The 24,538-nt window shown below is 70.4% G+C and carries 23 protein-coding genes, 1 tRNA gene and 1 pseudogene; 11 read left to right on the top strand and 14 right to left on the bottom strand.

Going from position 1 to position 24,538, the window contains the following annotated elements; all coding sequences use genetic code 11:
* Positions 1-37 precede the first annotated feature (37 nt).
* A complete protein-coding gene (gene lpdA, locus MKK82_RS00960; RefSeq protein WP_238291978.1) occupies positions 38-1,438 on the top strand; it encodes a dihydrolipoyl dehydrogenase in 1,401 nt (466 codons plus the stop codon).
* A gap of 25 nt (positions 1,439-1,463) precedes the next feature.
* Here the strand turns inward: lpdA and MKK82_RS00955 are convergent, their stop codons facing one another.
* Together MKK82_RS00955 and MKK82_RS00950 are read right to left on the bottom strand one after the other, a co-directional pair.
* Positions 1,464-2,321 carry a response regulator gene (locus MKK82_RS00955; protein WP_238291979.1) on the bottom strand — a complete coding sequence of 286 codons (858 nt, stop codon included), beginning with the start codon at positions 2,319-2,321 and terminating at the stop codon, positions 1,464-1,466.
* Positions 2,322-2,474: 153 nt separating this feature from the next.
* Positions 2,475-3,443 (bottom strand): tyrosine recombinase XerC, encoded by a 969-nt coding sequence (locus tag MKK82_RS00950; protein ID WP_238291981.1) that lies wholly within the window; start codon positions 3,441-3,443, stop codon positions 2,475-2,477.
* Positions 3,444-3,550: 107 nt separating this feature from the next.
* On the opposite strand from MKK82_RS00950, the gene MKK82_RS00945 reads away from it, so the two are divergent.
* The gene (locus tag MKK82_RS00945) at positions 3,551-3,871 is read left to right on the top strand and encodes a YnfA family protein (protein ID WP_238291983.1); all 321 of its coding nucleotides are present in this window, start codon (positions 3,551-3,553) and stop codon (positions 3,869-3,871) included.
* Between the two features lie 7 nt (positions 3,872-3,878).
* On the opposite strand, the gene MKK82_RS00940 is transcribed toward MKK82_RS00945, so the two are convergent.
* The gene (locus tag MKK82_RS00940) at positions 3,879-4,451 is read right to left on the bottom strand and encodes a peroxidase-related enzyme (RefSeq protein ID WP_238291985.1); all 573 of its coding nucleotides are present in this window, start codon (positions 4,449-4,451) and stop codon (positions 3,879-3,881) included.
* A gap of 88 nt (positions 4,452-4,539) precedes the next feature.
* Here MKK82_RS00940 and ruvC point away from each other — a divergent pair, with 88 nt between their 5' ends.
* Positions 4,540-5,163, top strand: coding sequence for a crossover junction endodeoxyribonuclease RuvC (gene ruvC / locus MKK82_RS00935; protein ID WP_243984308.1), 624 nt, complete (start codon positions 4,540-4,542; stop codon positions 5,161-5,163).
* Between the two features lie 17 nt (positions 5,164-5,180).
* Here ruvC and MKK82_RS00930 read toward each other — a convergent pair.
* A tRNA-Tyr gene (locus tag MKK82_RS00930) sits at positions 5,181-5,264 on the bottom strand.
* A gap of 367 nt (positions 5,265-5,631) precedes the next feature.
* Here MKK82_RS00930 and MKK82_RS00925 point away from each other — a divergent pair.
* Together MKK82_RS00925 and MKK82_RS00920 are read left to right on the top strand one after the other, a co-directional pair.
* Positions 5,632-7,482 carry a DEAD/DEAH box helicase gene (locus MKK82_RS00925; protein ID WP_279602626.1) on the top strand — a complete coding sequence of 617 codons (1,851 nt, stop codon included), beginning with the start codon at positions 5,632-5,634 and terminating at the stop codon, positions 7,480-7,482.
* 24 nt (positions 7,483-7,506) lie between these two features.
* Positions 7,507-7,830 carry a hypothetical protein gene (locus MKK82_RS00920; RefSeq protein ID WP_243984306.1) on the top strand — a complete coding sequence of 108 codons (324 nt, stop codon included), beginning with the start codon at positions 7,507-7,509 and terminating at the stop codon, positions 7,828-7,830.
* A gap of 605 nt (positions 7,831-8,435) precedes the next feature.
* Here MKK82_RS00920 and MKK82_RS00915 read toward each other — a convergent pair.
* Entirely contained in the window at positions 8,436-9,491 is a 1,056-nt protein-coding gene (locus MKK82_RS00915; protein WP_238291993.1) for a zinc ribbon domain-containing protein, read from the bottom strand.
* Between the two features lie 320 nt (positions 9,492-9,811).
* Between MKK82_RS00915 and MKK82_RS00910 the strand changes: the two genes are divergently transcribed.
* Positions 9,812-10,216, top strand: a complete 405-nt coding sequence (locus MKK82_RS00910) for a DUF3597 domain-containing protein (RefSeq protein ID WP_238291995.1) — start codon at positions 9,812-9,814, stop codon at positions 10,214-10,216.
* Between the two features lie 43 nt (positions 10,217-10,259).
* On the opposite strand, the gene MKK82_RS00905 is transcribed toward MKK82_RS00910, so the two are convergent.
* Positions 10,260-11,378, bottom strand: a complete 1,119-nt coding sequence (locus tag MKK82_RS00905) for a polyamine ABC transporter substrate-binding protein (protein WP_409566767.1) — start codon at positions 11,376-11,378, stop codon at positions 10,260-10,262.
* Positions 11,375-11,731 (bottom strand): RidA family protein, encoded by a 357-nt coding sequence (locus tag MKK82_RS00900; protein ID WP_238291997.1) that lies wholly within the window; start codon positions 11,729-11,731, stop codon positions 11,375-11,377. Before MKK82_RS00900 ends, MKK82_RS00905 begins: the two co-directional genes overlap by 4 nt.
* Before the next feature lie 184 nt (positions 11,732-11,915).
* Here MKK82_RS00900 and MKK82_RS00895 point away from each other — a divergent pair, with 184 nt between their 5' ends.
* On the top strand, positions 11,916-12,179 hold the full coding sequence (locus MKK82_RS00895; RefSeq protein ID WP_238291999.1) for a GlsB/YeaQ/YmgE family stress response membrane protein: 264 nt from the start codon (positions 11,916-11,918) through the stop codon (positions 12,177-12,179).
* A gap of 76 nt (positions 12,180-12,255) precedes the next feature.
* On the opposite strand, the gene MKK82_RS00890 is transcribed toward MKK82_RS00895, so the two are convergent.
* From MKK82_RS00890 to rpsO, 3 genes are all read right to left on the bottom strand, one after another.
* Positions 12,256-12,477: a YgaP-like transmembrane domain gene (locus MKK82_RS00890; RefSeq protein ID WP_020093742.1), complete on the bottom strand. Its 222-nt coding sequence runs from the start codon at positions 12,475-12,477 to the stop codon at positions 12,256-12,258.
* 158 nt (positions 12,478-12,635) lie between these two features.
* Entirely contained in the window at positions 12,636-14,855 is a 2,220-nt protein-coding gene (gene pnp / locus MKK82_RS00885) for a polyribonucleotide nucleotidyltransferase (RefSeq protein ID WP_238292001.1), read from the bottom strand.
* Positions 14,856-15,065: 210 nt separating this feature from the next.
* Positions 15,066-15,335, bottom strand: coding sequence for a 30S ribosomal protein S15 (gene rpsO, locus MKK82_RS00880; protein WP_010685305.1), 270 nt, complete (start codon positions 15,333-15,335; stop codon positions 15,066-15,068).
* A gap of 367 nt (positions 15,336-15,702) precedes the next feature.
* Here rpsO and MKK82_RS00875 point away from each other — a divergent pair, with 367 nt between their 5' ends.
* Complete coding sequence (locus tag MKK82_RS00875) at positions 15,703-17,106, top strand: amino acid permease (RefSeq protein ID WP_243984304.1); 1,404 nt, start codon at positions 15,703-15,705, stop codon at positions 17,104-17,106.
* Here the strand turns inward: MKK82_RS00875 and MKK82_RS00870 are convergent.
* From MKK82_RS00870 to MKK82_RS00855, 4 genes are all read right to left on the bottom strand, one after another.
* Positions 17,090-17,500, bottom strand: a complete 411-nt coding sequence (locus tag MKK82_RS00870) for a flagellar biosynthesis protein FlgC (protein WP_238292006.1) — start codon at positions 17,498-17,500, stop codon at positions 17,090-17,092. The genes MKK82_RS00875 and MKK82_RS00870 overlap by 17 nt on opposite strands.
* Positions 17,501-17,562: 62 nt before the next feature.
* On the bottom strand, positions 17,563-18,423 hold the full coding sequence (locus MKK82_RS00865; RefSeq protein ID WP_238292007.1) for a formyltransferase family protein: 861 nt from the start codon (positions 18,421-18,423) through the stop codon (positions 17,563-17,565).
* Positions 18,423-19,190 (bottom strand): SDR family NAD(P)-dependent oxidoreductase, encoded by a 768-nt coding sequence (locus tag MKK82_RS00860; protein ID WP_238292010.1) that lies wholly within the window; start codon positions 19,188-19,190, stop codon positions 18,423-18,425. The genes MKK82_RS00865 and MKK82_RS00860 overlap by 1 nt, the downstream gene beginning before the upstream one ends.
* A 108-nt stretch (positions 19,191-19,298) precedes the next feature.
* Positions 19,299-20,606, bottom strand: coding sequence for a capsule biosynthesis protein (locus MKK82_RS00855; protein WP_243984302.1), 1,308 nt, complete (start codon positions 20,604-20,606; stop codon positions 19,299-19,301).
* 332 nt (positions 20,607-20,938) lie between these two features.
* Between MKK82_RS00855 and MKK82_RS00850 the strand changes: the two genes are divergently transcribed.
* The 3 genes and pseudogenes from MKK82_RS00850 to MKK82_RS00840 all read left to right on the top strand — a co-directional run.
* Positions 20,939-22,495, top strand: a complete 1,557-nt coding sequence (locus MKK82_RS00850; RefSeq protein WP_238292013.1) for a capsular biosynthesis protein — start codon at positions 20,939-20,941, stop codon at positions 22,493-22,495.
* Between the two features lie 158 nt (positions 22,496-22,653).
* On the top strand, positions 22,654-24,144 hold the full coding sequence (locus MKK82_RS00845) for an LTA synthase family protein (protein WP_238292016.1): 1,491 nt from the start codon (positions 22,654-22,656) through the stop codon (positions 24,142-24,144).
* Positions 24,145-24,337: 193 nt separating this feature from the next.
* Positions 24,338-24,538: pseudogene (locus MKK82_RS00840) on the top strand (sugar transporter); the annotation flags it as partial.

The following is a 24,538-nucleotide window of genomic DNA, read 5'->3' as shown; positions in this document are numbered from 1 at the left end:
TTCCACACGCGGCACGACCGAGCGGAAGCGAACCTGCATGTCCTACGATCTCGTCGTCATCGGCACCGGCCCTGGCGGCTACGTCTGCGCCATCCGCGCGGCGCAGCTCGGCCTGCGGACCGCGGTGGTCGAGAAGCGCGCGACGCACGGCGGGACTTGCCTCAACATCGGCTGCATCCCGTCGAAGGCGCTGCTCCACGCCTCGGAGGCGTTCGAGGAGGCCAACACGCATTTCGCCGATCTCGGCATCGACGTCGGCACGCCGAAGCTCGACCTGAAGAAGATGATGGCCTTCAAGGACGAGGGCGTGGCGGGCAACACCAAAGGTGTCGAGTTCCTGCTCAAGAAGAACAAGGTCGACACCTTCCACGGCACCGGCCGTATCGCCGGCGCGGGCCGCGTCGAGGTGATCGCCGAGAACGGGGGCAATCAGATCCTCGAAAGCAAGAGCATCGTGATCGCGACGGGTTCGGACGTGACGCGCCTGCCGGGCGTGACGATCGACGAGAAGGTCGTGGTGTCGTCGACCGGCGCCCTCGAGCTGGACCGGGTGCCGAAGAAGCTCCTCGTCATCGGCGCCGGAGTGATCGGGCTGGAACTGGGCTCGGTCTGGCGCCGCCTCGGCGCCGAGGTCACGGTGGTCGAATATCTCGACCGGGTGCTCCCCGGCATGGATGGCGAGGTCGGCAAGCAGTTCCAGCGGATCCTGACCAAGCAGGGCATCGGCTTCAGGCTGTCCACCAAGGTGACCGGCGTGGAGGTCGGCAAGAAGGGCGCGAGCGTGACCGTCGAGCCGGCCGCGGGCGGCGCGGCGGAGACGCTGCAGGCCGACGTGGTCCTCGTGGCGATCGGCCGGGTTCCCTACACGGAGGGTCTCGGCCTCGACACGGTCGGCGTCCAGCGGGACGACAAGGGCCGGATCCTCACCGATTCCCACTACGCCACCAACGTCACCGGGATCTACGCCATCGGCGACGTGATCGCCGGCCCGATGCTCGCCCACAAGGCCGAGGACGAAGGCGTGGCGATCGCCGAGATGTTGGCCGGCCAGTCCGGCCACGTGAATTACGGTGTGATCCCCAACGTGGTCTACACGTTCCCGGAAGTCGCCTCGGTGGGCAAGACCGAGGAGGAGCTCAAGAAGGACGGGATCGCCTACAATGCCGGCAAGTTCCCCTTCACGGCCAACGGCCGCGCCAAGGCGAACGGCACCACCGACGGCTTCGTGAAGGTGCTGGCCGACGCCCAGACCGACCGCGTCCTCGGCGTCCACATCGTCGGCGCCGATGCCGGCAACCTGATCGCCGAGGTCGCGGTGGCGATGGAGTTCGGCGCCTCCTCGGAGGACATCGCCCGGACCTGCCACGCGCACCCGACGCTCACCGAGGCCGTCAAGGAAGCCGCCCTCGCGGTGAACAAGCGCGCGATCCACGTCTGACGGGCCGCGCGCCTCGACGGGCGGATCAGGCGATCTTGCGTCGGGCGTTGGGGAGGTCGGCGATCCGCAGCAGCGCGCTCGGCGCCGGGGGGGCCGTGAGGGCGTTGAGGAGATAGGGCCTGCGCAAGCCCAGGGCGTTGTGCAGGGCCAGATCGATGTCGCGCGCGTAGAACGGCATCCGCAGCACGGCGTCGACCCCGAAATAGCGCCCAGCCTGGGCCACGGGCTCCAGTTCGGACGTGGTCAGCAGGGTGATCCGGGTGGCGAGGCCCAGCGGCTGGATCTGGCAGGCCAGTTCCATTCCGTCGATGCCGTTCAGCTTCACGTCGATGAAGGCGAAGTCGTAGGCCGCGTGCTTGAACTGCTTCAGGGCGTGGCGGCCGTCATCCGTCTCGTCGAGTTCGATCGCGAAGCCGCTGCGGGCCACGACGCGGCTGATGGCCGACCGCCCGGCCGGGGTCGAGCAGGCCAGCAGCGCCCGGGTCGGCGTGCGACGCCGGGCATCGGCGTGCAGGAGCTGCTCGATATGGCCCGGGTCGAGGGGCGTCTTGAGAACCTCGTAGGCCCCGAGGCTGGTGGCGATCTCCTGCCAGTGCGGCATGACGCGGGTGGCCACCAGCACCAGGCATGGCGGTTCGGCCCCCGCCCGACGCGCCACCGCCACGGCCTCGGGTCCGCTCAGATCCTCGAGCTGGAGACTGACGAAGGCCAGGGTCGGGCGGCGTTGGAGGAGAATGTCGCAGAGTGCTTGGCCGGAGGTTGCCTCTTCGATCGCGGCCTGCGGATCGAAGCGCTGAACGACCGCCCGCAGAGAGGCGCGACGGCCCGCATCGCAGTCCGCGATAACGACCCGTGCCGACGTCCCCCCGTTATCAAGCCCCATGGCGCCCGTCCAAGTCGATCCGATCCCTGCCGCCAAGAGTGGGCTTAGATCGTGACGAAGCTCTTAAAGAAACAGCTGTTCACCTAACCGCGAGCATCACATCGCTATTCCATGCAGGAGCGACCCCGATAACAGCTCCTATATCTGGCTAGATTAGCGACTAAACCGAGGATGGGCCGACGCGTAGGCACTCATCAGCCGCGCGGCATCAACCTGCGTGTAGAGCTGCGTGGTCGACAGGGAGGCGTGGCCGAGGAGTTCCTGGATCGCACGCAGTTCCCCTTGTCGCGCAAGGAGATGCGTCGCGAAGGAATGGCGCAGGGCGTGCGGCGTGGCGCTGTCGGGCAGGCCGAGGGCCCCCCGGGCGCGGGCGACCGTGTACTGAATGATCCGCGGCGACAAAGGGCCGCCCCTGGCACCGACGAAGAGAGGCCCGTCCGACGGCAGCGGCAGCGGGCAGGCGGCGATATAATCGGCGACGGCCTGTGCCACGATGGGCAGGATCGGCACCATGCGCTGCTTGCCCCCCTTGCCCAGGACGGTAACCTGATCGCTGCCCGGCAGCGGCGCATCCCGGCGCGCGAGGCCCAGAGCCTCCGAGATACGCAATCCGGCGCCGTACAGAAGCGCCAGCACGGCGGCGTCCCGGGCAAGCACCCAGGGCTCGCGCTCCTCGCCGGCGCGGATGCCGGTATCGGTGAGCGCCACGGCAGCCTGCACGGGCAGGGGCCGCGGCAGGCGGCGAGGAACCTTGGGCGAACGCACGCCGCCCAGCGCCGAGACCGTCCCGTGCCCCTCCCGCTCGAGGTAGCGCGCGAAGGAGCGCAGGCCCGCGAGCATGCGCATCAGCGAACGGCCGGACACCGCCTCGGCCCGCCGTGCGGCCATGAAGGCGCGGATGTCGCGCACCTTCAGAGCGATCAGCATCGGGATCGTCGGGGTACCCTGCCGCGACGCGAGGTGAAGGAGAAACTGGCGCAGGTCGCGCCCGTAGGCCTCGACGGTGTTGGGCGACATCCGCCGCTCGCGGGCGAGCCCCTCGGTCCAGGCCCGGACGACGTCGCGGAGGCGCGCGTCGCCCGGTATCAGTATCAGGTCATGGTCGGTCGCGCGTGCAGCCATGAGTCCACTCGACCGGATGTGTCTTGCCGAGCCCTTAACGCCGGACCCGGACCCAGCCGCCTGTCGCCACGCTCGCCCCCTGCGGCGCCCCGTGCCAAGCTGCCCCGATGACAGCCCTCGCTTATGCCGGCGCCGCCCTCGCGGAGATCGCCGGATGCTTCGCGTTCTGGTCGTGGCTGCGACTGGGCCACTCAGTCTGGTGGGTCCTGCCCGGGCTGGTGTCGCTCGCGGTGTTCGCCGCCCTGCTGACGCTCGTGGACACACCGGCGGCGGGGCGCGCCTTCGCGGCCTATGGCGGGGTCTACGTCGCCGCGTCGGTTCTGTGGCTGTGGCTCGCGGAAGGCCACCGGCCCGACCGCTGGGATCTCGCGGGCAGCGTGGTCTGCCTCGCCGGGACGGCGCTGATCCTGCTGGGTCGACGGGGCTGAGGCGGTCTCACCGCCCCATGGCGTAGAACTCGACGTTCGGCCGCAGGTCCGCCACGCTCGCGAGCCGGTTCGACAGGGCGAAGAGCGCCGTGATCGCCGCGATGTCCCACACATCGTCCGGGCTGAAGCCATGCTCGGCGAGTGCAGCGTGATCCTCCGGGCCGACGGTCTGGGAGGCGGTCGCCACCGTCACCGCGAAGGCCAGCATGGCGCGCTGGCGCGGCGTGATGTCGGCCTTGGCGTAGTTGACCGCCACCTGATCGGCGAGGAGCGGGTTCTTGGCCCGGACCCGCAGGATCGCCCCATGGGCGACGACGCAGTAGAGGCATTGATTGGCCGCGCTGGTAGCCACGACGATCATTTCGCGCTCGGCCTTCGAAAGGCCGCCGGGCCGATCCATCAGCGCGTCGTGGTAGGCCATGAAGGCGCGAAACTCGTCGGGACGGTGCGCCAGTGCCAGGAAGATGTTGGGCACGAAGCCGGCCTTCTCCTGCACGAGAGTGATTCGGGCGCGCAGATCCTCCGGCATCTCCGAGAGCTTCGGCACCGGGAAGCGGCTGATCGGGGCCTCCACGCTCATGATCGTCCTCCAATTCCTGTGCCTTGGTGAAACCAGGCGTTCACGATACGTACGGCAGCGTCGGGCCGTTCGTCGAGCCGGAAGCATCATGACCAGCCCCATCCGCATCCTCGGCATCGATCCCGGGCTCCGCCGCACCGGCTGGGGCCTGATCACCGCGCAGGGGACGAAGCTTACCTACGGCGATTGCGGCGTCGTCAACTCGGACGGCGACCTGCCCCTGGCCCTGCGCCTGCGCGAGCTGTTCGAGGGCATCAGCCGGATCGTCGAGGCCGTCCGGCCTCACGAGGTCGCCGTGGAGGAGACCTTCGTCAACAAGGACGCGCAGGCGACGCTCAAGCTGGGACACGCCCGAGCCATGGCCCTCGTGGTCCCGGCGCTCGCCGGCCTGCCGGTGTTCGAGTACGCGCCCAATCTCATTAAGAAGACCGTGGCGGGCTCCGGACACGCCGAGAAGGTGCAGATCCAGGCGATGGTGCGCTTCCTGCTGCCGAAGGCCGAGTTCCGGGTGGCCGACGCCGCCGACGCGCTGGCCATCGCGATCACCCATGCCAGTCACCGGGACGCGCACGCCCTCCGTCAGGCCCACCTGCCCGGTGGCAAGCGCCGCAGCCTCACCGGCCAGGCGGCCGCGGGGCAGGGTCTTGAAGGGAAGGGCTTCTCGGCGGCCGCAGCCGCGCGCATCGAGGCCGCGCTGGCGAAACAAGGCTGACGGGATCGGGAAGAACTTGGTGGGGGAAGTAGGACTCGAACCTACGAAGCTTACGCAGCGGATTTACAGTCCGCCCCCTTTGCCGCTCGGGACATTCCCCCAAGGCGGGTTCTTCACCCGCGGCGCCCTTATGGTGAGGGGTGGGCCGGGTGTCAACGCTTGTGGTGGCCGGATCCACGTCTGAGCCTGGGTGGGGACCGCCCTGCGTTACGTTCGGCGCGGGATCCCGGATCGGCTTCCGCTTCGCGGCGCCCATCCCCGGCCGCTCCGGCGCAGGCTGGAACGCGACGCCCGCGACAGGCGCCTGCCGCGCGAGCGCCGTCCGCGTCCCGGAGCGGGCACAGGACGTGCGGCGTGCGCGACTCGACGCGTGCGGGACGAAAACGCGAACGTTCTGCGACTCCGGGGGATTCACAAAGGAATTCCGATCGGTCACGGTGCGTGCATGTCGCCCAGCTTCGTCGGCCTTTGACCCGCCCCGCCCCGTCCTTGCGGTCGCATCAGCGCACGCTGATGGCTCTGGTCGACGCCATGGCGCGCGGCGAGGCGGCGCATGTCGGGAACATCCTGGCGGCGGTGACGCCCGGCGGCGGCAAGTCGCTGCTGCCCGTGATCGCCGCGCACCGGCTGATTGCGGCCGGTCTGGTCGAGCGGGTGGTCTGGGTGGTGCCGCGCGACTCCCTGCGGCTGCAGGCCGAGGAGGCCTTTGCCGACCCGCTGTGGCGGGCGACCTTCGGGCACGCGCTGAGCGTCCGCGCGGCCGACAACGAGCGGGATCCGGCCCGGGGGCTTGCCGGCTACGTCACCACCTATCAGGCGGTCGCCGCCGCCCCGGCACTTCACCTGGCGGAAGCGCGGGCGCACCGCACGCTCCTGGTCATCGACGAGGTCCACCACCTCCCGGTGGCCGGGCGACCGGGGTCCGACGAGGCCTCGGCCGAGGACCGCGAGGCGGGCGCGTGGTCCCGGGCGATGCTGCCGCTCATGGAGGCGGCCGCCGTCCGCCTTCATCTGTCGGGGACCCTGGAGCGGGCGGACGGGCGGCGCATCCTCGGGCTGCCCTACCGGCCCGCCGCTCCGGGGCACGGGCCTGAACTGGACCTCGACGCCCCGGGGCTGGCGGTGATCGGCTACTCGCGGGCGCAGGCGCTGACCGAGCGGGCCGTGCTGCCGGTGACGTTCGGAGCCATCGACGGCGAGGCGAGCTGGCTGGAGGGCGGGCAGATCGCCGGGGACAGCCCCCGGGTCGGGCCGCATCGTCTCGGCGCGGGTTCGGTGCGCGTCACCACCCGACCGGCCCTGTTCACGGCCCTGAGGACCGGTTTCGCCCGCGATCTCCTGAGCGAGGCGTTCTTCGCCACGAAGCGGCTGCGTGCCCGGCGCCGGGCGGAGCGCTGCCTGCCCCTGGGCGAGCCGGCCCGGGGGCTCGGCAAGCTCCTGGTTGTGGCGCCGGATCAGGCGAGCGCCCGCTCGTACCTGACGACCCTGCGGGACTGGATGCCGGCCGGGCAGGGGGAGCGCGATGTCCGTCTGGCGACCTCAGGGCAGGGGGATGCCCACGCGGCGCTCGCTGCTTTCCGGCTCACGCCTGAGCCGGCGATCCTGGTCACGGTGGCCATGGCATACGAGGGGCTCGACGCTCCCGAGGTCTCGGTGGTCGCGGCCCTGACTCATATCCGCTCGCGTCCCTGGCTGGAGCAGATGCTGGCCCGGGCCACCCGGGTCGATCCGCACGCGGGATCCTACGACGCGCAGCAGGCTCTGATCTTCCACCCCGACGACCCGCTCTTCGCCCGGTTCCGCCTGGAACTCGAGACCGAGCAGGGCAGCAGCGTGCGGCCGCCCCGGGAGCGCCCGGTGAGCGCGGTGGTGCCGGAGCGCACCCGCTGGCGGGACGACGAGCCCGCCGGGATCACTCCCCTGGAGAGCAACGCGATCGGTCTTCGCTACGCCCTGTTGCGCCCACGCCTCGCGGAGCCCGCGCCGGCGTCACCGGCGCCGGAGCCCCCGTCGATCACCGAGCGCACCCTGCGCCAGCGCCTCGCCGCCGCGGTGGCGGGGCAGGCGGTCGAGGACGAGACCTCCCTGCGGGTGCCGCGCGGCAGCAACCTCGCCCACCGCTACAACGCCGTCCTGAAGCGCGTCCTGGGCAAGGGCCGCGCGACCATGACGCTCCCGGAGCTGGAGGCGGCCCTCGCTTGGCTTGAACGCCATCGCCTCTCCGACCATCTCGACCGCCTCGACGGCGACGCGCGCTACGCATGGTCGGCCCGCCAGCGCCGGGGCCGCTGGCAGCCGGAGCGGGCCGCGGGCCGGTGACGCGGAACGGGAAGGACCATCCTGATGACCGAGAGCCTGCCCGCAGACTTCGCGTTGGCCCTGGAGAACGAGGCGCCTCCGGCAGCGTGGCCGGCGCCGCTCGCGGCCCTGTGGTGGCTCGCCGGCGATCCGGGGGGACCCGGCACGGACGCCTGGGCGCGAGCGCACGCCATCGTCCAGGACGCGTCCGGTCCGGAGGCGGCCTGGGTGCACGCCCATCTCCACCGGCTCGAAGGCGATACCGGCAACGCGCGCTACTGGTACGCGCGCGCCGGTCGCCCGGAAGCGTTCGGCCCTCTGGCATCGGAGCGGAACGCCATCATCGCCGACCTCATGGCCTCGGCCTGATCCGCCCGATTGCCAGGGATCGAAAACGCGCTCGTCGCCGTTCCTGACGCGATGCGGGCGCGGGTCCGTGCGCCGCATTTGCGGAGAACGACGGATTCACTTTTGTCGCGCATCCTGATGTTTGCGGCGTAGCGGCAGTTTTTTGCCGACCAACCACGATCCCATGATCGTCGCACCTCCACAACTTCAGATTTAATAATGTCTGCTTTGCCTTATCGGGCTCTGTCTGAGTGCCGGTAATTGATTTTTATCGCCCCGATTTGTATTTTTTTATTCAACATTCCTTGGAGTCTGATTATGCCTAAGGGTACCGAGTCCGCAATCAGGGGAGCATACTGGTCACCGTGATGAGCATGGGGTGTCTATTCTGCGGCGTTTGTCTGGCGGGCCTTTCACTGCGCTATCCGGCGCGCGCGGCCGTTCTGGAACGCTGGAGCGGGATCTGCCTGATGCTCGGGCTCTGCCTGCTCGGGGCGGCGCTGCACGGCGTCCGCGTCTAGCGGACTGCCGCAGACGTTCTCTCCCGTTTCGGCCCCCTGGCGAAACGAGCGCGTGCGGGCCAAGACTGCTCCATCGGCAGCGGCTCCGGGCTGCCCAGGCGCCGGTCAGGCCTGGATCGCGGCGGCCTCGCGGGCGCGGCTGCCGCAGGCGGAGCAGAACCGCTCGAAGGTGCTCTTGCGATGCGCGCAGGTCGGGCATCGCTCGAACAGGCCGATCCCGCAATGCGGACAGAAATTGGCATCCGGGCTGGCCATATCGACGGGCCGCTCGCAGCCCGGGCAGACCTTTTTAGCGAGGCGCAGCAGCGCCTGATCGGTGGCGATCTCGGTGCGGCGTTCCACGTCGGGCCGCGCCTCGGCCATCCGTTGACGCTCCCGGTAGGCGTAGAGGGCGTTGATCGCTGCGCGCCCCGCCACGAGCGTGACCACCACGCCGACCCCGTAATGAACGTAGCCGCCGTAGCTCGGCAGATACGGCACCAGTTCGACGAAGAACGCGAAGGCGGCCGCCAGCGCGAAACCCCAGACGAACGGCCAGTTGCGCGTCTTGCGCCGCTTCAGCAACAGCCACCCGGCCAAAACCAGAAGTGGTAGGGTCACGGCGAGCCGGTAGCCGAAGACGCGCAGCTCCTGCGTGCGTTGGGACGCCTGGAGACTCTCCTGGGCCTCGCCACGCTGCGCGCTGTCGTCGGCCATCAGGGCCGCTTCGGTCTGCGCGAGGCCGAGATCCGCCTGGGCCAAGCCTTCGAGCTTCTCCTCGACGCTCCGTTCGGCGGCCTTCAGGGCGTCGAGCTGCCGCGTGCGCGCGATGAGGTCGGGATCCTGGTCGACGCGCTGGGTTGAGTCGCGGGTCTTCAACCAGTTGGCGAAGGTCTCGCGGGCGGCCGCGGAGGCCGCGCGCGCCGCGTCGAGGGCGAGCTGCACCTGATCCGTCTGCGCCTGCGTGTCGTTACGCGCCCGGCGGACCTGCTTCAGGGCCGTCGTGGTGGCCTCGGATTTACCGGGATCGAGGAACTGCTCCAGGGTGTAGCGATGCTCCACCTCCGGGAGGTCGCCGACGACCAGGGAGCCGAGACCGATCAGGAACCCCGCGAAGGCGAGGGCCACCAGCCAGAGGACGAAGGTGAAGGATCGCTCGGACAGACTGACACCTGATCTCAACGCGCGATCCTCGGTTTTCCAGGCGGCTGACGGCACCGGACCAGGCTGGTGGCCGGTATGCCGACTGCGCGGCCGTCGGCGTCCGACGCCGAATCGACTTCCCTCCGCCGGTAGCCGCGGAGCTTAGCAGGCCGTCGCGAGCGCTGTCCCACGCCTGCGTTCATTCCACGCCCGCCGTCGCGGCCTGCGCGGGAGCGGCGATTCGACGGCGCGCAGCCGTTTCCGGCATCCCGGTGGCCGCCAAGCGGAACGCTGGGCTTCATAGCCTGTTGTCAGCCCGCCCGGCACGGATGCTGGGCCTCGAACATCGGAGCGGAGCCATGAGCCTCCTCGGCAGCATCGTCGGCAAGATCCTCCACCCGTTCGGCGGTGGAACCGCGGACGCCGCACCCGCGCCAACGGCCGGTTCCGGCGGTCCGGCCACGTCGAGCACCCCCTCGACCCCCGGCAGCTCGGGCAGCGGCGAGCCGGTCGATGTCGCGGCCGTTCTCACCGGCCTCGCCGAGAAGAACCCGCAGACGCTCGACTGGCGTCACTCGATCGTGGACCTGATGAAGCTGCTCGGCCTCGATTCCGGCCTCGCCTCGCGCAAGCAGCTCGCCGACGAGCTGCACTACACCGGCGACAAGGAAGATTCCGCCAGCATGAACATCTGGCTGCACAAGCAGGTGATGCAGAAGCTCGCCGAGAACGGTGGCAAGGTCCCGGACGATCTGAAGCACTAGTTCCCGCGATCATCAGACCCGGCGCCTGGCGCCGGGTCCCACCTCAGCGGCCGGTGCGGACCCGGGTCCACAGCCGCGTCACGAAGCGCTGGGTGCGGTCGTCCCAGGCCGTGTTGATGGACAGGCGCTGCATCGTCGCCTCGTCCGGGTAGATCCCTGGATTGCTCAGGATCTCGGGCTTCACGAACTTCTTCGCCGCGAGATTTCCGCTGGCGTAGGAAACGAAGTTGGTGTTGGCCGCTGCCACTTCGGGCCGCATCATGTAGTCGATGAAGGCGAGAGCCTCGGCGGGATGCGCGGCATCCTTCGGGATTGCGAAGGTGTCGAACCACATCAGTGCGCCTTCCTTGGGCACCACGTAGGCGATCTCGATCCCGTTCTTGGCCTCCTCGGCGCGGCGCTTGGCCTGCATCACGTCGCCCGAATAGCCCACCGCGACGCAGATATCGCCGTTGGCCAACGCCTGGATGTACTCCGACGAGTGGAACTTCCGCACGGAGCCGCGGACCTTGTAGAGGGCGTCCGTCACCAGGGTCATGTCATCCCAGCGCTTGGAATCGGCCTTGGCCCCGAAGGCCGGGAGCATGCTGGGGATCAGGTCCTCGGGACTGTCGAGCATCATGATCCCGCAATCCTTCAGTCTGTTGGCCGAGGCGGGATTCAGCAGGACGTTCCAGGTGTTCATCGCGGCGTTGGCACCGAGCCGCTCGCGGACGGCGGCGACGTTGTAGCCGATTCCGGTGGTGCCCCACATGTAGTCGACGGCGTAAGTGTTGCCGGGATCGTAGATGGCCAGCCGACTGGTGACGTCGGGCCAGAGGTTGCCGATGTTCTTCAGCCGGGACTTGTCGAGGGGCAGGAACGCCCCGGCCCGGATCAGCCGCTGCAGGTAGGGCCCGGACGGCACGACGATGTCGTAGCCGGAGCGCCCGGCCAGCAGCTTGGTCTCCAGGATCTCGTTGTTGTCGTAGGTGTCGTAGACGACCTTGATCCCGGTCTCGCGGGTGAAGGCGTCGAGCATCTTCGGATCGATGTAATCCGACCAATTGTAGATGTTGACGACCCGCTCCTCGGCGGCCGGAGCCGGCTGCGCGAGGGGAAGGGCGACCAGAGAGGCGGCCAGAAGGGCGGCCGCCAGGATGATGCGCCGAGGGCCGTTCACCGGCTCCTCGCGGCCACGACCACGATCTCGACGAGGTACTCGGGCGCGGCGAGCTTGGCTTCGACGGTGGCGCGGGCCGGGGGGTTCTCCGGGGAGACCCAGGCGTCCCAGGCCGCGTTCATCTCCGCGAAGGTCGCGATGTCGGCGAGGTACACGGTGGCCGAGAGGATGCGTTCCTTGTCGCTGCCGGCCGCCGCCAGCAGGCGGTCGATCTCCGCCAGGATCAGCTGGGTCTGGATCGTCACCCCGGTGCCGACCGTGTCGGAGGCGACCTGCCCGGCGAGATAGACCATATTGCCGAAGGTCACGGCCTGCGACATCCGCTTGCCCGGCTCGATCCGCTGAATGTCCATGCCTGTCTCCACCGCCCTGGGGAATCGGCGTATCTGCCGCCGCACCGGCCCGGCCGTAAAGAGCCGCGCGTGCAACCGCCGTACGAAGGTGAGGAAAATCGTCGTCGGCACGAGGGGTGCGGGCAACCGTCGCGGGTTGCGAAGCGTTCTGCCGCCATAGACCAGTCATGCTTAGGGGTTTGTCATGGGTATCCTCTGGACCATCATCATCGGGTTCCTCGCCGGCGTCATCGCCAAGTTCCTCATGCCGGGCCCGAACGAGCCCGCCGGCTTCATCCTGACCACGATCCTCGGCATCATCGGCGCCTTCGTGGCGACCTTCCTGGGCCAGGCGATCGGCTGGTACGGGCCCAACCAGGGGGCGGGCTTCATCGGCGCCATCGTGGGTGCCGTGGTGGTGCTGTTCATCTACGGCCTGATCGCCGGCCGCCGCACCACCACCTACTGACCGGACCAAGAGGACCCGGAACGACAAGGGGCGCCCCGCGGGGCGCCCCTTTTTTCATGGGCGTGAGCCCGGGAGCTCAGAGGTGCTCGGAGGCGGCCTTCACGGCGCAGTGGCCGGTGGCACCGCGCACCGCGAGGCCGACGCCGACGACGAGCGCCAGCAGGCTCAGGAGCTTGTTGGGGCGGGGCTGCGCCGCCGCGGCGGCGATGCCGAGGCCGAGCGCCACCGAGACGGCGCGCTCCGTCGTCGACAGGTTCGGCTGCCCGCTGAAGATGTCGTGCATCATATCGTTGGCCATGAGGGTCTCCGGTTGGAAGTCGCGGAGGAACGCGGCATCCGACGCCCCGTTCCCGGCCGGCCGCCCCGGCCGACCCAACAAAAAAGGCGCGGCCCCTGAGGACCGCGCCCGCTCGAGAGATCCCGCGCCGGCCGGAGCCGGCGCGGGCCGTTCGCGGTTTACTCGCCGGCTTCGCGGCGGCGCTCGCCGCGATGGCGACCACCCTCGCGGGGCTCGCGGGGCTCGTCGCCCCGCTCGGACCGGTCGGCGTCGCGCTGGGACTTCACCTTCTCGGTGATGTCCTCGCCGGTCTCCTGATCGACCACCTTCATGGACAGGCGGATCTTGCCGCGGTCGTCCTGGCCGAGGAACTTCACCTTGACCTTGTCGCCTTCCTTGACGACGTCCTGCACCTTGGCGACCCGCTGGGCGGCGAGTTCCGAGATGTGCACGAGACCGTCCTTGGCCCCGAAGAAGTTCACGAAAGCGCCGAACTCCATGCACTTCACGATCGTGCCGTCGTAGATCACGCCGACTTCCGGCTCCGCCACGATCGAGCGGATCCAGTTGTAGGCCGCCTTGATCGCCTTGCCGTCGGCCGAGGCGATCTTGACGATGCCGGTATCCTCGATGTTGATCTTGGCGCCGGTCTTCTCGACGATCTCGCGGATCACCTTGCCGCCGGTGCCGATCACGTCGCGGATCTTGTCGGTCGGGATCTGCATCGTCTCGATGCGCGGCGCGTACTCGCCGAGCTCCGGACGGGCAGCGGTGAGGGCCTTGGCCATCTCGGCGAGGATGTGGGCGCGCCCGTCCTTCGCCTGGTCGAGGGCGACCCGCATGATCTCCTCGGTGATGCCGGCGATCTTGATGTCCATCTGGAGCGAGGTCACGCCCTCGTCCGTGCCGGCCACCTTGAAGTCCATGTCGCCGAGGTGATCCTCGTCGCCCAGGATGTCGGACAGGACCGCGAAGCGCTCACCCTCGAGGATGAGGCCCATGGCGATGCCCGCCACCGGGCGGCGCAGCGGCACGCCGGCATCCATCAGCGACAGCGAGCCGCCGCAGACCGAGGCCATCGAGGACGAGCCGTTCGACTCGGTGATCTCCGACACGACGCGGATCGTGTAGGGGAACTCGTGGGCCGGCGGCAGGACCGGACGGATCGCCCGCCAGGCCAGCTTGCCGTGGCCGATCTCGCGACGGCCCGGGGAGCCCATCCGGCCGGTCTCGCCGACGGAATAGGGAGGGAAGTTGTAGTGGAGCAGGAAGCGCTCCTTGTAGGTGCCGTCGAGCGAGTCGATGAACTGCTCGTCCTCGCCGGTGCCGAGGGTGGCGACCACCAGGGCCTGGGTCTCGCCGCGGGTGAACAGCGACGAGCCGTGGGCCCGCGGCAGAACGCCGACCTCGGAGACGATCGGGCGGACCGTCTTCAGGTCGCGGCCGTCGATGCGCGCGCCGGTGTCGAGCACGTTCCAGCGCACGACCTTCGACTGGGCTTCCTTGAAGGCGGCCTTGACCTTCTCGGCCGGATGCTTCTCGGCGCCCTCGGGGCAGAGGGCGGCCATCACCTTCGCCTTCACGGCGTCGACGGCGGCGTAGCGCTCCTGCTTGACGGTCTTGGTGTAGGCGGCGCGCAGCTCGGCCTCGCAGACCTCCAGCACGGCCTTCTCGACGTCGGCGTTCTCGGGGGCCTTGAAGTCGCGCGGCTCCTTGGCGGCCTTCTCGGCGAGACGGATGATCGCCTCGATCACCGGCTGGAAGTGCTTGTGGCCGAACATAACGGCGCCGAGCATCACGTCCTCGGAGAGCTCCTTGGCCTCCGACTCGACCATCAGGACGGCGTCCTGCGTGCCGGCGACGACGAGGTCGAGGCTCGACTCTTCCTTGGTCTCGGTGACCAGCGGGTTCAGCCGGTAGCCGCCGTTGATGTAGCCGACCCGGGCGCCGCCGATCGGGCCCATGAACGGCACGCCCGACAGGGTGAGGGCGGCGGAAGCGGCGACCATCGCGACGATGTCGGGATCGTTCTCAAGGTCGTGGGTCAGGACCGTGACGACGACCTGGGTGTCGTTGCGCCAGCCCCCGACGAAGAGCGGGCGGATCGGGCGGTCGATCAGGCGGGAGACCAGGGTCTCCTTCTCGGAGGGACGGCCCTCGCGCTTGAAGTAGCCGCCGGGGATGCGGCCGGCCGCGTAGGCGCGTTCCTGGTAGTTCACGGTGAGCGGCATGAAGTCGATGCCGGGCTTCGGCTCCTTCGTGGCGACCACGGTGGCGAGCACCGAGGTCTCGCCGTAGGTGGCGACCACGGCGCCGTCGGCCTGCCGGGCGACCTTGCCGGTCTCGAGGACGAGCTTGCGGTCGCCCCACATCAGCTCTTCGCGTTGAACGTCGAACATTCTCAATCTCTTCCTTGCCTGCGGCGGGCCCAAGCCCGGCGCCGGCCGGGGGCAAGACGGCGAGACACTCCGCTGGCGGAGTGTCTCGCGATCCTGCCCCGATGCCGACGCCTCGAAGCGGCCCGTTTGTCGGGGGGCCGGACCCATTCCGGCAGCCCGCAATCGTGAAACGCGGCCCCGGGCCGGGCCCGGAACCGCGCGAAATGCGCCTTAGCGGCGGATGCCGAGACGCTCGATGAGGGCGCGGTAGCGGGCCTCATCCTTGCGCTTGACGTAGTCGAGCAGCGAGCGGCGCTGCGAGACCAGTTTCAGGAGGCCGCGCCGGGAGTGGTTGTCCTTGGCGTGGGTCTTGAAGTGGCCGGTGAGGTTGGTGATCCGCTCGGTCAGGATTGCCACCTGGACCTCGGGGGATCCCGTGTCCTTGGCGTCCTTGCGGTGTTCCTTGATGAGCGCGGTCTTGCGCTCTGCCGTGATCGACATCGCATGCCTTTCGGGTTGTGCTGGTCGGATGCGGCGCCCTAATCCAGGCGCGCGCGGGCTCGGCGTTCGGCCGGTGCCGGGATGTCGTCCAGCACGGTCACAGCGCCAAGCGGTTCAAGCCCCGCCCGGTAACCCGGGTCGAGGCTGCGCGATCCATACACGAAACCCCGGCAGATGCCAGCCCCGGGCGAGGCGGTGGGCGGAAGCCCGACTCGACGCCGGCCGGCGGAGATGATCCAGTCCGTGCCGCTGCTCCGCGCCGCAGCCGGCCGCATAGTGCCTGCGGATCGTCTGCCGACGCCGGACTTCCGGCGCGGAACCTGCACCGCCGGGCACGCGCCGGATCGCGCGAAGGAGAACGGAGGCGATGGCGGAACCCGCGGCGACGACGGCGGCCGGCGACGCGCTCGCGCCGCACCGCGGCCTCGCCCGAAACCTCACGGCCCCCGGCCTCGTCGCCATCGGACTCGGGGCCACGATCGGCGCGGGCATCTTCGTGCTCACCGGCACGGCGGCGGCGCAATATGCCGGCCCTGCGCTCAGCCTCTCCTTCGTGATCGGCGGGATCGCCTGCGGTCTCGTCGGCCTGTGCTACGCCGAACTGGCCGCCATGATCCCGGAGGCGGGGTCCACTTACACCTACACCCGCGCCAGCCTGGGCCGGCTTCCCGCCTGGATCATCGGCTGGGATCTCGTGCTGGAATTCGCGATGGCGGCCGCGACCGTGGCGGTCGGCTGGTCCGGCTACGCGCAGTCGCTGGCCGCCGAATTCGGCCTGCACCTGCCGCCGCAGCTCGCGGGCGCCCCCGGAGACGGCGGCCTCGTGAACCTGCCGGCCGCCGGAATCATCCTGGCCCTGACCCTCCTGCTGACGCGCACCACCCGCGAGGCCGCCCTGATCAACGGGCTCCTCGTGGCCTGCAAGGTCGCCATCATCCTGGCCTTCGTGGGCGTCGGCGCAGCGCATTTCCGGCCCGAACTCTGGCGCCCCTTCGTGCCGGAGAACGCCGGATCCTTCGGCGCCTACGGATGGAGCGGCGTGTTCCGCGGAGCCGCGGTGGTGTTCTTCGCCTTCGTGGGCTTCGAGACCGTGGCGACCGCGGCGGGCGAGTGCCGGGCGCCGCAGCGCGACGCGCCGGTGGGGCTCATCGGCTCGCTGCTGATCACCACGGTCCTGTACGTGGCGATGGCAGCCGTGCTCACCGGCCTCGTCCCCTACCGCGACCTTGACGTCGCCGATCCGGTGGCCCGGGCGGTGGACACCATCGGCCTGCCGGGCTTCGCGACGGTGATCAAGGCGGGCGCGCTCATCGGCCTGACGACTTCGGCGCTGACCGCACTCTACGGGCAGGGCCGGATCTTCTTCGCCATCGCCCGCGACGGGCTCCTCCCGGACGTCTTCTGCCGGGTCGACCCGGTGTCGCGGGTCCCCGTGGCGAGCCAGGTGGTGATCGGGCTGTTCACGGCGGCGGTGGCCGGGCTCGTGCCCATCGGAATCCTCGGCGAAATCGTCAGCATCGGCACGCTGCTCGCCTTCAGCCTCGTCTGCGCGACGGTGCTGATCCTGCGCCGGACGGATCCGGACCGGGCGCGGCCATTCCGCGTCCCGGCGGCGACGCTCACGGCCAGCCTCGGGATCCTGTCCTGCGCGACGTTGATGGCCTCGCTCCCGGCCGACACCTGGATCCGCCTCGCGCTCTGGCTCGCGATCGGCCTCGCCCTCTACGCCGGCTATGGCCGGCGCCGCGCCCGGCTCAACCGATCAGGTTGATCGTGGCCTGCGTCAGGGTGCTGAGCGCGGTCGACGCGTTGAGGCTCAGCTCGTAGCTCCGGATCACCCGCTGCAGGTCCGCGGATTCCATCGTCGCGTTCACGTTGGGCAGCCGCACGTAGCCCCGCGCATCGGCGGCGACGTGGCCGGGTTCGTAGCGCCTGCGGAAATCGCTCGTGTCGCGGACGATCCGGCCCACGGGGTCGCGGGAGTCGTCGGGCACCACGGGCGCGAACACCGCGATCTTGCGGGCATAGGGCGCCCCGCCCGCCGTCGTCGCGGCCGAGTCGACGTTGGCGAGGTTCTCGGAGATCGTGCGGATGCGCCCGCTCTGCACCTGCCGGCCCGCGGCCAGGACGTCGGAGGCCGCGTGGAGGGCGCTGGTGTCCGGCATGTGCGGGGCCTGATCGGCGGGAAGATCTGAACAGGTTCTTACCCGACAGGCTTAATCCCGGGTTAAGCCGCCCGTCCGGACAGGCTCAGCGCCTCCCGGAGATCCCGGCCGTCGGTCAGCCGCAAGCCGCGGCGGCGCAGGCCGGCCAGCATCGCCCGGTCGGGGAAGGGGCAGTAGGGCAGCACCGCCTCGGAGCGTCCCTCGGGCAGGGTGCCGGACCGGACGATATCGTCGAGCAGGCGATCCAGCATCCCGCGCCCGTGCGCGTGCAGCGCCACGGCGGCCCGGGTGGCGGTGGTGCCGGCGGGCAGCGGGACGGCCTCCTGGGCCAGGATCGCCCCCGTGTCGATCGTGGCGGTCAGTTTGTGAAGGGTCATGCCGAAGCTGCCCGGCCCCTCGGCCAGGGCGTGGATCGTCGGCACCGGGCCGCGGTGGCGCGGCAACAGGCCGGGATGGCCGTTGATCCCGCCGAGCCGCGCCAGCCCGATGGTCTCGGCCTTGAGGATCTGGTCGAAATGGTAGGTCAGGATCAGGTCCGGCGCCGTCGCGCGCAGGCGCTCGGCGACTTCCGGACCGTTGACGTCGTCCACCGTCAGGGTCGGGATCCCGAGGCGGCGGCACAGGGTCTTCAGGGGGGTGGCCTCCGGCACCTCGGTGCTGCCGGCGGCCGCCTGCGTCAGCGGCGCGAGCGGGCGCAGCAGGTCCGGCAGGCCGAAATTCACCGCCAGGTAGGGCAGGATGCCGGGACCGGAGCGCGCAAGGTGCCGCCGAACCTGCCCGGTCAGGCCGCCGCTCGACGGTCGCTCGGCGTTCGACAGTCCGACCAGCACGATATCGGCCCGGTGATCGGCGACGAGGCGGCGCACCACGCGGGCGTTCGGCAGGGCCTCCAGGACGAACAGCGCGATCCGGGGGCGCGCCATCAGCGCCGCGTCCGCCGCTGGAAGCGGAACGCGTAGAGGCCGGCCTTGCGGACGCTCTCCGGCAGGAGCAGCACGGTGCGGGCCAGCGCCGTCAGGATGTAGGGGAACGCGATCACGTCGCGGTTGGCCGCGATACCCTTGGCGATGCGCACGGCCGCTTCCTCGGCGCTGATCTCCAGCGGGCGCCAGCCCTTCAGCTCGCCGCCCATCGGGGTCTTCACGTAGCCCGGAGTCACGACGTTCACCTTCACGCCGCGCGGCCCGACCTTCTGGCGCAGGGCGAGGCCGTGGGCGACGAGGGCGGCCTTGGCGCCGCTATAGGCCGGCGCATCCTGGAGGGGGGCATAGGCGGCCAGCGACGACACGAGCACGATCTGGCCGCGGCCGCGCTGGAGCATCAGCGTCAGGACGGGCAGCATGACGTTGAGCGAGCCGGTGTAGTTGATGTCGGCGGTCTCGAAGGCGACGTCCTCGGCCTCGACCTGCCCTTCCTGGTTGCCGCCGTTCACCGCCGCGTTGGCGACGACGAGATCGATGGGTGCGGCAGCGTCGGAGCCGCGGACCAGCGCCACGGTGGCATCCCGGTCGCGGGTGTCGAGGCGTGCCACCTCGACGGCGGCGCCCTTGGCCCGGCAGTCCCGGGCCACCGCTTCGAGGCGCTCGGGATTCCGGCCGACGAGGATGAGGCTCGTGTCGGCCTGCGCGTAGTGGCGCGCGAGCGCCGCGCCGATGCCGCTCGACGCGCCGGTGATCAGAATGCGAGGCATGCAACGGGTGCTACGCCCCCCGGCATGGGAAGATCAAGGTCGGGGAGGGCTCACCGGCGGCGAAAGCCGCGTCCGGGGCCCAGAATGGTACCGCCGTGAGACGGCGCCTCAGTAGACCGGCGCGAGTTCGCCGTCCCGCTCGGCCGCCTCGCGAATCGCCCGTGCCGCCGAGAGCATCGAGTCGGGCAGGGCGGATTCCATCCGCGGCACCGACCCGGCCACGGCCCGGTCGATGGCCTCCTTGGAGAAGAAGCCGCCGTTCACCTGGGTCCGGTGCAGCACCACGCGGCGGAAATCGGCCATCAGGTCCATCTCGGGCGGCGTCGGTGTCTTCCAGAAGCCGTCGAGGTCGCCCTGATGGGTCAGCCCGGCCATGTTGTAGATCGCCGTTCCGACCGCGTGGGTGGGACGGCCCATCTCCAGCGACAGCATCCCCACCGTCGAGTTGACGATGACGACGCCGCGGGCGCCCTTGATCAGGGCCGGCAGGTCGCCGCCGTCGATGAAGTCGAGGCGGTCGCTGACGCCGTGGCGCCGGGCCGAGGCGCGGGCGAATTTGCGCCAGTTGATCAGGCCGCTGTCGAGCGGGTGCAGCTTCACCAGCAGGCGCGTCGGCGCCGAGGAGGCGTCCGCGAAGGACTTGATCACCCGGTCCATGAAGCCCTCGACGCCGAGGAACGGCGAATGGACTCGGATCTGGTAGTCGCTGTCGAGCTGGAGCGGCAGCAGGAAGTAGTCGCAGCCCACGGCGCGGTAGATCTCGTCGCAGCGCGCCGCCTCGCGACGGGTATGGGCGCGGCGGGTGAACTTCTTGATCCAGCCGGCATACTCAGCCGCGATGTGGGTCGGCCGGTGGCTGCGGAAATGCGGAAACAGATACGGGAACAGGACGTTGGCGAGATTGTAGCCGACGTCCCACACGCTGCGGCGGGCCATGTCGCCGGTGGAGGGCATCGCCCGGCCGGGTTGCGGCAGACGCCGCGCCAGGGCGCGAATCTCGGCGGCCGTGCGCGGCAGGGACGAGAAGCCGTTCACGCCGCCCAGTTCGCAGGTGATCCAGTTCGGACGGATATAGCCCTCCTCGAACACGTGCACCCGCAGGCCGCGATACTCGGCAATCATCCGAGCGGCCTTGTGGAACGGCCGGCAATCGCCGAACAGCACGATGTCGGTGACGCCCTCGCGGGTGAGGTAGGTCTCGAGGTACTCGCCCCAGGCCTCGCGGCGACCGCGGTAGTTGTCCGCGTCGCCGTTCCAGAACAGCCAGTCGCCGGGGCACAGGTTGATGCGGCGGACCTGATGGCCCCGCGCGCGCAGAGCCGTCCCGAGATCGGAGAAGAACGGGGTGGCGATGCCCTGCAGGAACAGGAAGGTCGCCGGGCGATCGCGGAGGACGTCGAGGGCGGGCTGTTGCATTCCGCTGCGCTTCTGTCCTTGACCTGCACCCGGTCGAAATGAGACCGGCATTTCCTTGAGGTGGCACGGTGCCTGGCGGCGCCGCAATCCGAGCCCACGCCGCAGCGCGGGTTTCCGCGGCGGCGTGACCCGTCTGCAACGGTCGCGCTTTTGCGGCTCCGGCCTGGATTGAGCGGTCAATCACGGCGACGATATGTCCAAAACCTTTCCAGTCCGTGGCGCCCGTGACGCCGGCCCCGATTATCCCCGCGTTACCCAGTCATCCCACGCGTCCGGAAATGCGCTACAGGCGGGCCGAGCACGCATCCGAACCGGAGCCGGACCTGCCCGCCATGTCCCCTGATCCGACCCCGTCGCTGTTCGCGACCGGCCGAACGATCCACCGCCTCCGGTCGGAGATCGAGGCCGCGACCGGCTTCGCCTTCGGGCGGATGCGGCCCGGGGCGACCGCCGCGATCTGGGGAACGGGGGGCGTGCCCGGGCGGCTCCTGGCGCTCGCCGGCCGGCGATGCCTCACGGTGGCACCGGGGCCGCTGCTCAGCCCCTACGACAATCCGGAGACCGGTTTCGCGTCCCTGCGGCTGAGCCTCGACGGGGCGCCGCTCGGCGGGGAGGGCGGCGTCCACTACCTCGATCCCTGGACGCGGGCACCGATCGACCGCGCGGCCTGCGCGGAGCGCGTCGCGTGGCTCGGCGCCCGCTTCGCCGAGAACGACCGGCGTGTGATCTATGTCGGGATGTCCCGTTGGAAGCGGCCGGCGCTCGACGTTCTCGGGGCCGGCCCGGCGGGGCCGCCGATTCACACCATGACCGCCGAGGCCGCGGTCGCCGCGGGGCGCCGCCACCACGGCCGCGTCCTCGCCTGGGCGACCCGGGCGCCGGGCCAGCTGGAGGACGCCTGCGCGCAAGCCGGGCTGCCGCTCGCCCGGGTGGAGGACGGGTTCCTGCGCTCGGTGGGTCTGGGCGCGAGCCTCCAGCCGGGCGCCTCGATCGTGGTGGACGATCTCGGCATCTACTACGATCCGCGGCGGGAGAGCCGCCTGCAGCGGCTGCTCGCCGAGGCGGATTTCACCCGCGACCTCGTCGCCCGGGCCCGGCGCCTGCGCGAGGAGGTCGTCGCGCGCCGCCTCAGCAAGTACAATGTCGGCCTCGACGCGGCCGCACTGGACTGGCCCGCGGGCCGCCGGATCGTGCTGGTCCCCGGCCAGGTGGAGGACGACGCCTCGGTGCGGCACGGCTCCCCGCTGGTCCGCTCGAACCGGGCCCTCCTGGAGGCCGCGCGGCGGCGCAACCCGGACGCTGTCCTGCTCTACAAGCCCCATCCCGACGTGGAGGCGGGGTTCCGTCCCGGCATCATCCCGGAGGCCGAGGCCCTGACGCTGGCCGACCGGATCGTGGCGGGCATCAGCATCGTCGACCTCCTCGACCGGGTGCACCATGTCGAGACCATGACGTCGCTCGCAGGGTTCGAGGCGCTGATCCGCGGCCTCACCGTGGCGACACATGGCCGGCCGTTCTACTCGGGCTGGGGCCTGTCGGAGGATCTCGCGCCGGGAGCCGACCGCGGCCGCAGGCTGAGCATTGACGAACTGGTGGCCGGCGCCATGATCCTCTACGCGCGCTACCTCGACCCCGTGGCGATGAAGCCCTGCAGCCCGGAGCAGCTCCTCGACCGCCTGACCGCGGCCCGGGAGGCGGCCCCGCGGAGCGCGCTCTCCATCAATCCGATCGCCCACCTGGCGATGCGCGCCCGCTACGGGCTCCTCAATCCGGTCGTGCGGGCGCTGCGCAGCCGCCGGGGGATCGGCCGCGACGCGGGCGCAGGGCAGAACGTCGATGCGACGCCGAATCCGATCCCGCGCGACCCTGATGTGACACCAAAGCGATAGCCCGCGCTGCTAGAGTCCTCCGTCAGCCGCATGCCCGGGCGCCGATCCCGATCATGCCGGATCAGGAACAGCCCGCAAGCCCTTGCTCCCGCGCGCTGTTTCGCGCCGGTCCGGATTGCGGCGGCGCGCAGGCCCGTCCCATGCCGAGTGTTTGAGCCTTGACGACGTTCCTCACCGCCACCGTGATCGCGCTGGGCCTCTGCCTCGCCTTGGAGGTCCTCGCGGGCGATTCCGTTACCAGGGCGCGCCTCGCACCGCGGGATCTCGCTCTGCGGCTGCTCGGCTACATGCTGATCCTGCTGTTCTGGTTCGAATTCTCGTGGCGTCCCTGGCTCGCCGGACTGACCTGCGTGACCACGGTGGCGATCCTCATCATCGTCAGCCGCGCCAAGCGCTCGGTGATCGGCGAGCCGCTGCTGTTCAGCGATTTCGCCCTCTTGCCGCAGGTGCCGCGGCATCCGCAGCTCTACTACATCCCGCCGCTGTGGGATCCGCGGATCTCGGTTCCCACGATCCTGACGCTCGCCGCGACGATCCTCTGGTACCGGACCGAACCGAGCGTGCTGCCCGCCGCGACGCTTCCGGGCCTCGCGGCCGTCATCGGCCTGCCGCTCGGACTCGCGCTGCTGGTCTGGGCCGCGCCACGTCCGCCGCTCGTCCGCCTGATCGCCCGCTGGTTCCCGCAGCCCGACCTCGAGGGGGACGTGGCCCGGGTCGGCCTGCCGGCGAGCCTGCTGGGCTACACCGCCCGGGCGATGGCGGGCAGCGAACCGGTGCCCGCGGTACCCGTGCTGCCGCTCTGCCGGGGCGACGACGTGGTGGTTGTGATTCAGCTTGAGTCCTTCATCGACCCGGAGCGCCTGGGCGGGCCGCCGCTCCCCGCGATGGAGCTGTTTAGGACCCAGGCCGCCCAGTACGGCCGCCTGCGGGTCCCGGCACACGGCGCCTACACGATGCGCAGCGAGCACGCGGTGCTCACCGGCCGCCCCCCCGACGTCCTCGGCTTCGGACGATACGATCCGTACACCGCCCGCAGCGGCGACGAGCCGACGAGCCTCGCCCGCCTCGCCCGCGCACGCGGCTACGAGACCCTGTTCCTGCACCCGTTCCACCGGGATTTCTTCCGCCGTGCTCAGGTGATGGAAGCCTTCGGCTTCACCGACTTGGTGATGGGGGAATCCTTCGCGGACGCGCCGCGGGTCGGTCCGTATGTCGGGGACGTCGCCCTGGGCGAGCGGCTCCTCGCGGAGGTGCGAGCCCGGCGCCGGCCGCTCCTCGTATTCTGCGTGACCATGGAGAACCACGGCCCCTGGAAACCCGGGCGGCTGCCCGGCATCGACGATCCGGAGGCGCAGTATCTCCACCACGTCGCCCATACCGGGCGGATGGTTCAGAACGTGGCCGCGGAGCTGGAGGCCCTGGCGCGCGCGCGGGGCGAGACCGTCACGCTCTGCGTGTTCGGCGACCACGCGCCCTCCCTCCCGAGCTGCAAGCCGGGCTTCGGGGAGCGCGCCACCGACTACGCCCTGTTCCGCTTCGGGCATACGGAGGTCCCGCCCCAGCGCGTCGACCTCGCCGCCGACGCGCTGGGTTTGGCCGTGCGCGGAGCCCTCGCGACCGCGCCTACGGACATCGCCGCCGGGACGTGATATGGTCAAGCTTGAGCGCTGGAAGCGTGGCCGTGCCACGCTGGTGACGCATTACCGGCCGATAGCGTGGCCGCGCGCGTCATGGCCGCATGTCCGGCGCGGCCGTTAAAGCGATCGCAGCGTTTAGCGGTCAAACCGAGTGTCCCGGTCCGGGCCAGCGATGGCATGGCGCTGGCAAGGAGAAGTCTCTGTGATGCTGCGTAAGACGTCGCGCGCCGCCCTGATCGCCGCTCTCGCGGCCGGTTCCGTCGGCGGCTGCACGTACCTGCCGGCGGCGGGTCCGACGGCGAGCGCGATCCAGGCGGGCGCGGAGGTCGCGACCGCCGACGGGGGCCTGCTGGCCCGCTACGAGATCATCGACGTGACGCCGGCGGTGGTGGAGGCCCTGCGCGGC

The sequence above is a fragment of the Methylobacterium sp. E-046 genome (genome assembly GCF_022829625.1).
Lineage (GTDB): Bacteria > Pseudomonadota > Alphaproteobacteria > Rhizobiales > Beijerinckiaceae > Methylobacterium > Methylobacterium longum.
The sequence above is the reverse complement of the archived record's forward strand: the minus strand, read 5'-3'. Positions and strand labels throughout refer to the sequence as shown.

What these genes read in the sequence shown, in the direction of transcription:
- MKK82_RS00855 (WP_243984302.1), bottom strand. Translation starts at nt 20,606, where the DNA reads ATGCAACAGCCCGCCCTCGACGTCCTCCGCGATCGCCCGGCGACCTTC.
- MKK82_RS00875 (WP_243984304.1), top strand. Translation starts at nt 15,703, where the DNA reads ATGGCGGAACCCGCGGCGACGACGGCGGCCGGCGACGCGCTCGCGCCG.
- lpdA (WP_238291978.1), top strand. Translation starts at nt 38, where the DNA reads ATGTCCTACGATCTCGTCGTCATCGGCACCGGCCCTGGCGGCTACGTC.
- MKK82_RS00920 (WP_243984306.1), top strand. Translation starts at nt 7,507, where the DNA reads ATGACCGAGAGCCTGCCCGCAGACTTCGCGTTGGCCCTGGAGAACGAG.
- MKK82_RS00870 (WP_238292006.1), bottom strand. Translation starts at nt 17,500, where the DNA reads ATGCCGGACACCAGCGCCCTCCACGCGGCCTCCGACGTCCTGGCCGCG.
- rpsO (WP_010685305.1), bottom strand. Translation starts at nt 15,335, where the DNA reads ATGTCGATCACGGCAGAGCGCAAGACCGCGCTCATCAAGGAACACCGC.
- MKK82_RS00945 (WP_238291983.1), top strand. Translation starts at nt 3,551, where the DNA reads ATGACAGCCCTCGCTTATGCCGGCGCCGCCCTCGCGGAGATCGCCGGA.
- MKK82_RS00850 (WP_238292013.1), top strand. Translation starts at nt 20,939, where the DNA reads ATGTCCCCTGATCCGACCCCGTCGCTGTTCGCGACCGGCCGAACGATC.
- MKK82_RS00910 (WP_238291995.1), top strand. Translation starts at nt 9,812, where the DNA reads ATGAGCCTCCTCGGCAGCATCGTCGGCAAGATCCTCCACCCGTTCGGC.
- pnp (WP_238292001.1), bottom strand. Translation starts at nt 14,855, where the DNA reads ATGTTCGACGTTCAACGCGAAGAGCTGATGTGGGGCGACCGCAAGCTC.
- MKK82_RS00895 (WP_238291999.1), top strand. Translation starts at nt 11,916, where the DNA reads ATGGGTATCCTCTGGACCATCATCATCGGGTTCCTCGCCGGCGTCATC.
- ruvC (WP_243984308.1), top strand. Translation starts at nt 4,540, where the DNA reads ATGACCAGCCCCATCCGCATCCTCGGCATCGATCCCGGGCTCCGCCGC.
- MKK82_RS00955 (WP_238291979.1), bottom strand. Translation starts at nt 2,321, where the DNA reads ATGGGGCTTGATAACGGGGGGACGTCGGCACGGGTCGTTATCGCGGAC.
- MKK82_RS00950 (WP_238291981.1), bottom strand. Translation starts at nt 3,443, where the DNA reads ATGGCTGCACGCGCGACCGACCATGACCTGATACTGATACCGGGCGAC.
- MKK82_RS00900 (WP_238291997.1), bottom strand. Translation starts at nt 11,731, where the DNA reads ATGGACATTCAGCGGATCGAGCCGGGCAAGCGGATGTCGCAGGCCGTG.
- MKK82_RS00940 (WP_238291985.1), bottom strand. Translation starts at nt 4,451, where the DNA reads ATGAGCGTGGAGGCCCCGATCAGCCGCTTCCCGGTGCCGAAGCTCTCG.
- MKK82_RS00865 (WP_238292007.1), bottom strand. Translation starts at nt 18,423, where the DNA reads ATGGCGCGCCCCCGGATCGCGCTGTTCGTCCTGGAGGCCCTGCCGAAC.
- MKK82_RS00860 (WP_238292010.1), bottom strand. Translation starts at nt 19,190, where the DNA reads ATGCCTCGCATTCTGATCACCGGCGCGTCGAGCGGCATCGGCGCGGCG.
- MKK82_RS00890 (WP_020093742.1), bottom strand. Translation starts at nt 12,477, where the DNA reads ATGGCCAACGATATGATGCACGACATCTTCAGCGGGCAGCCGAACCTG.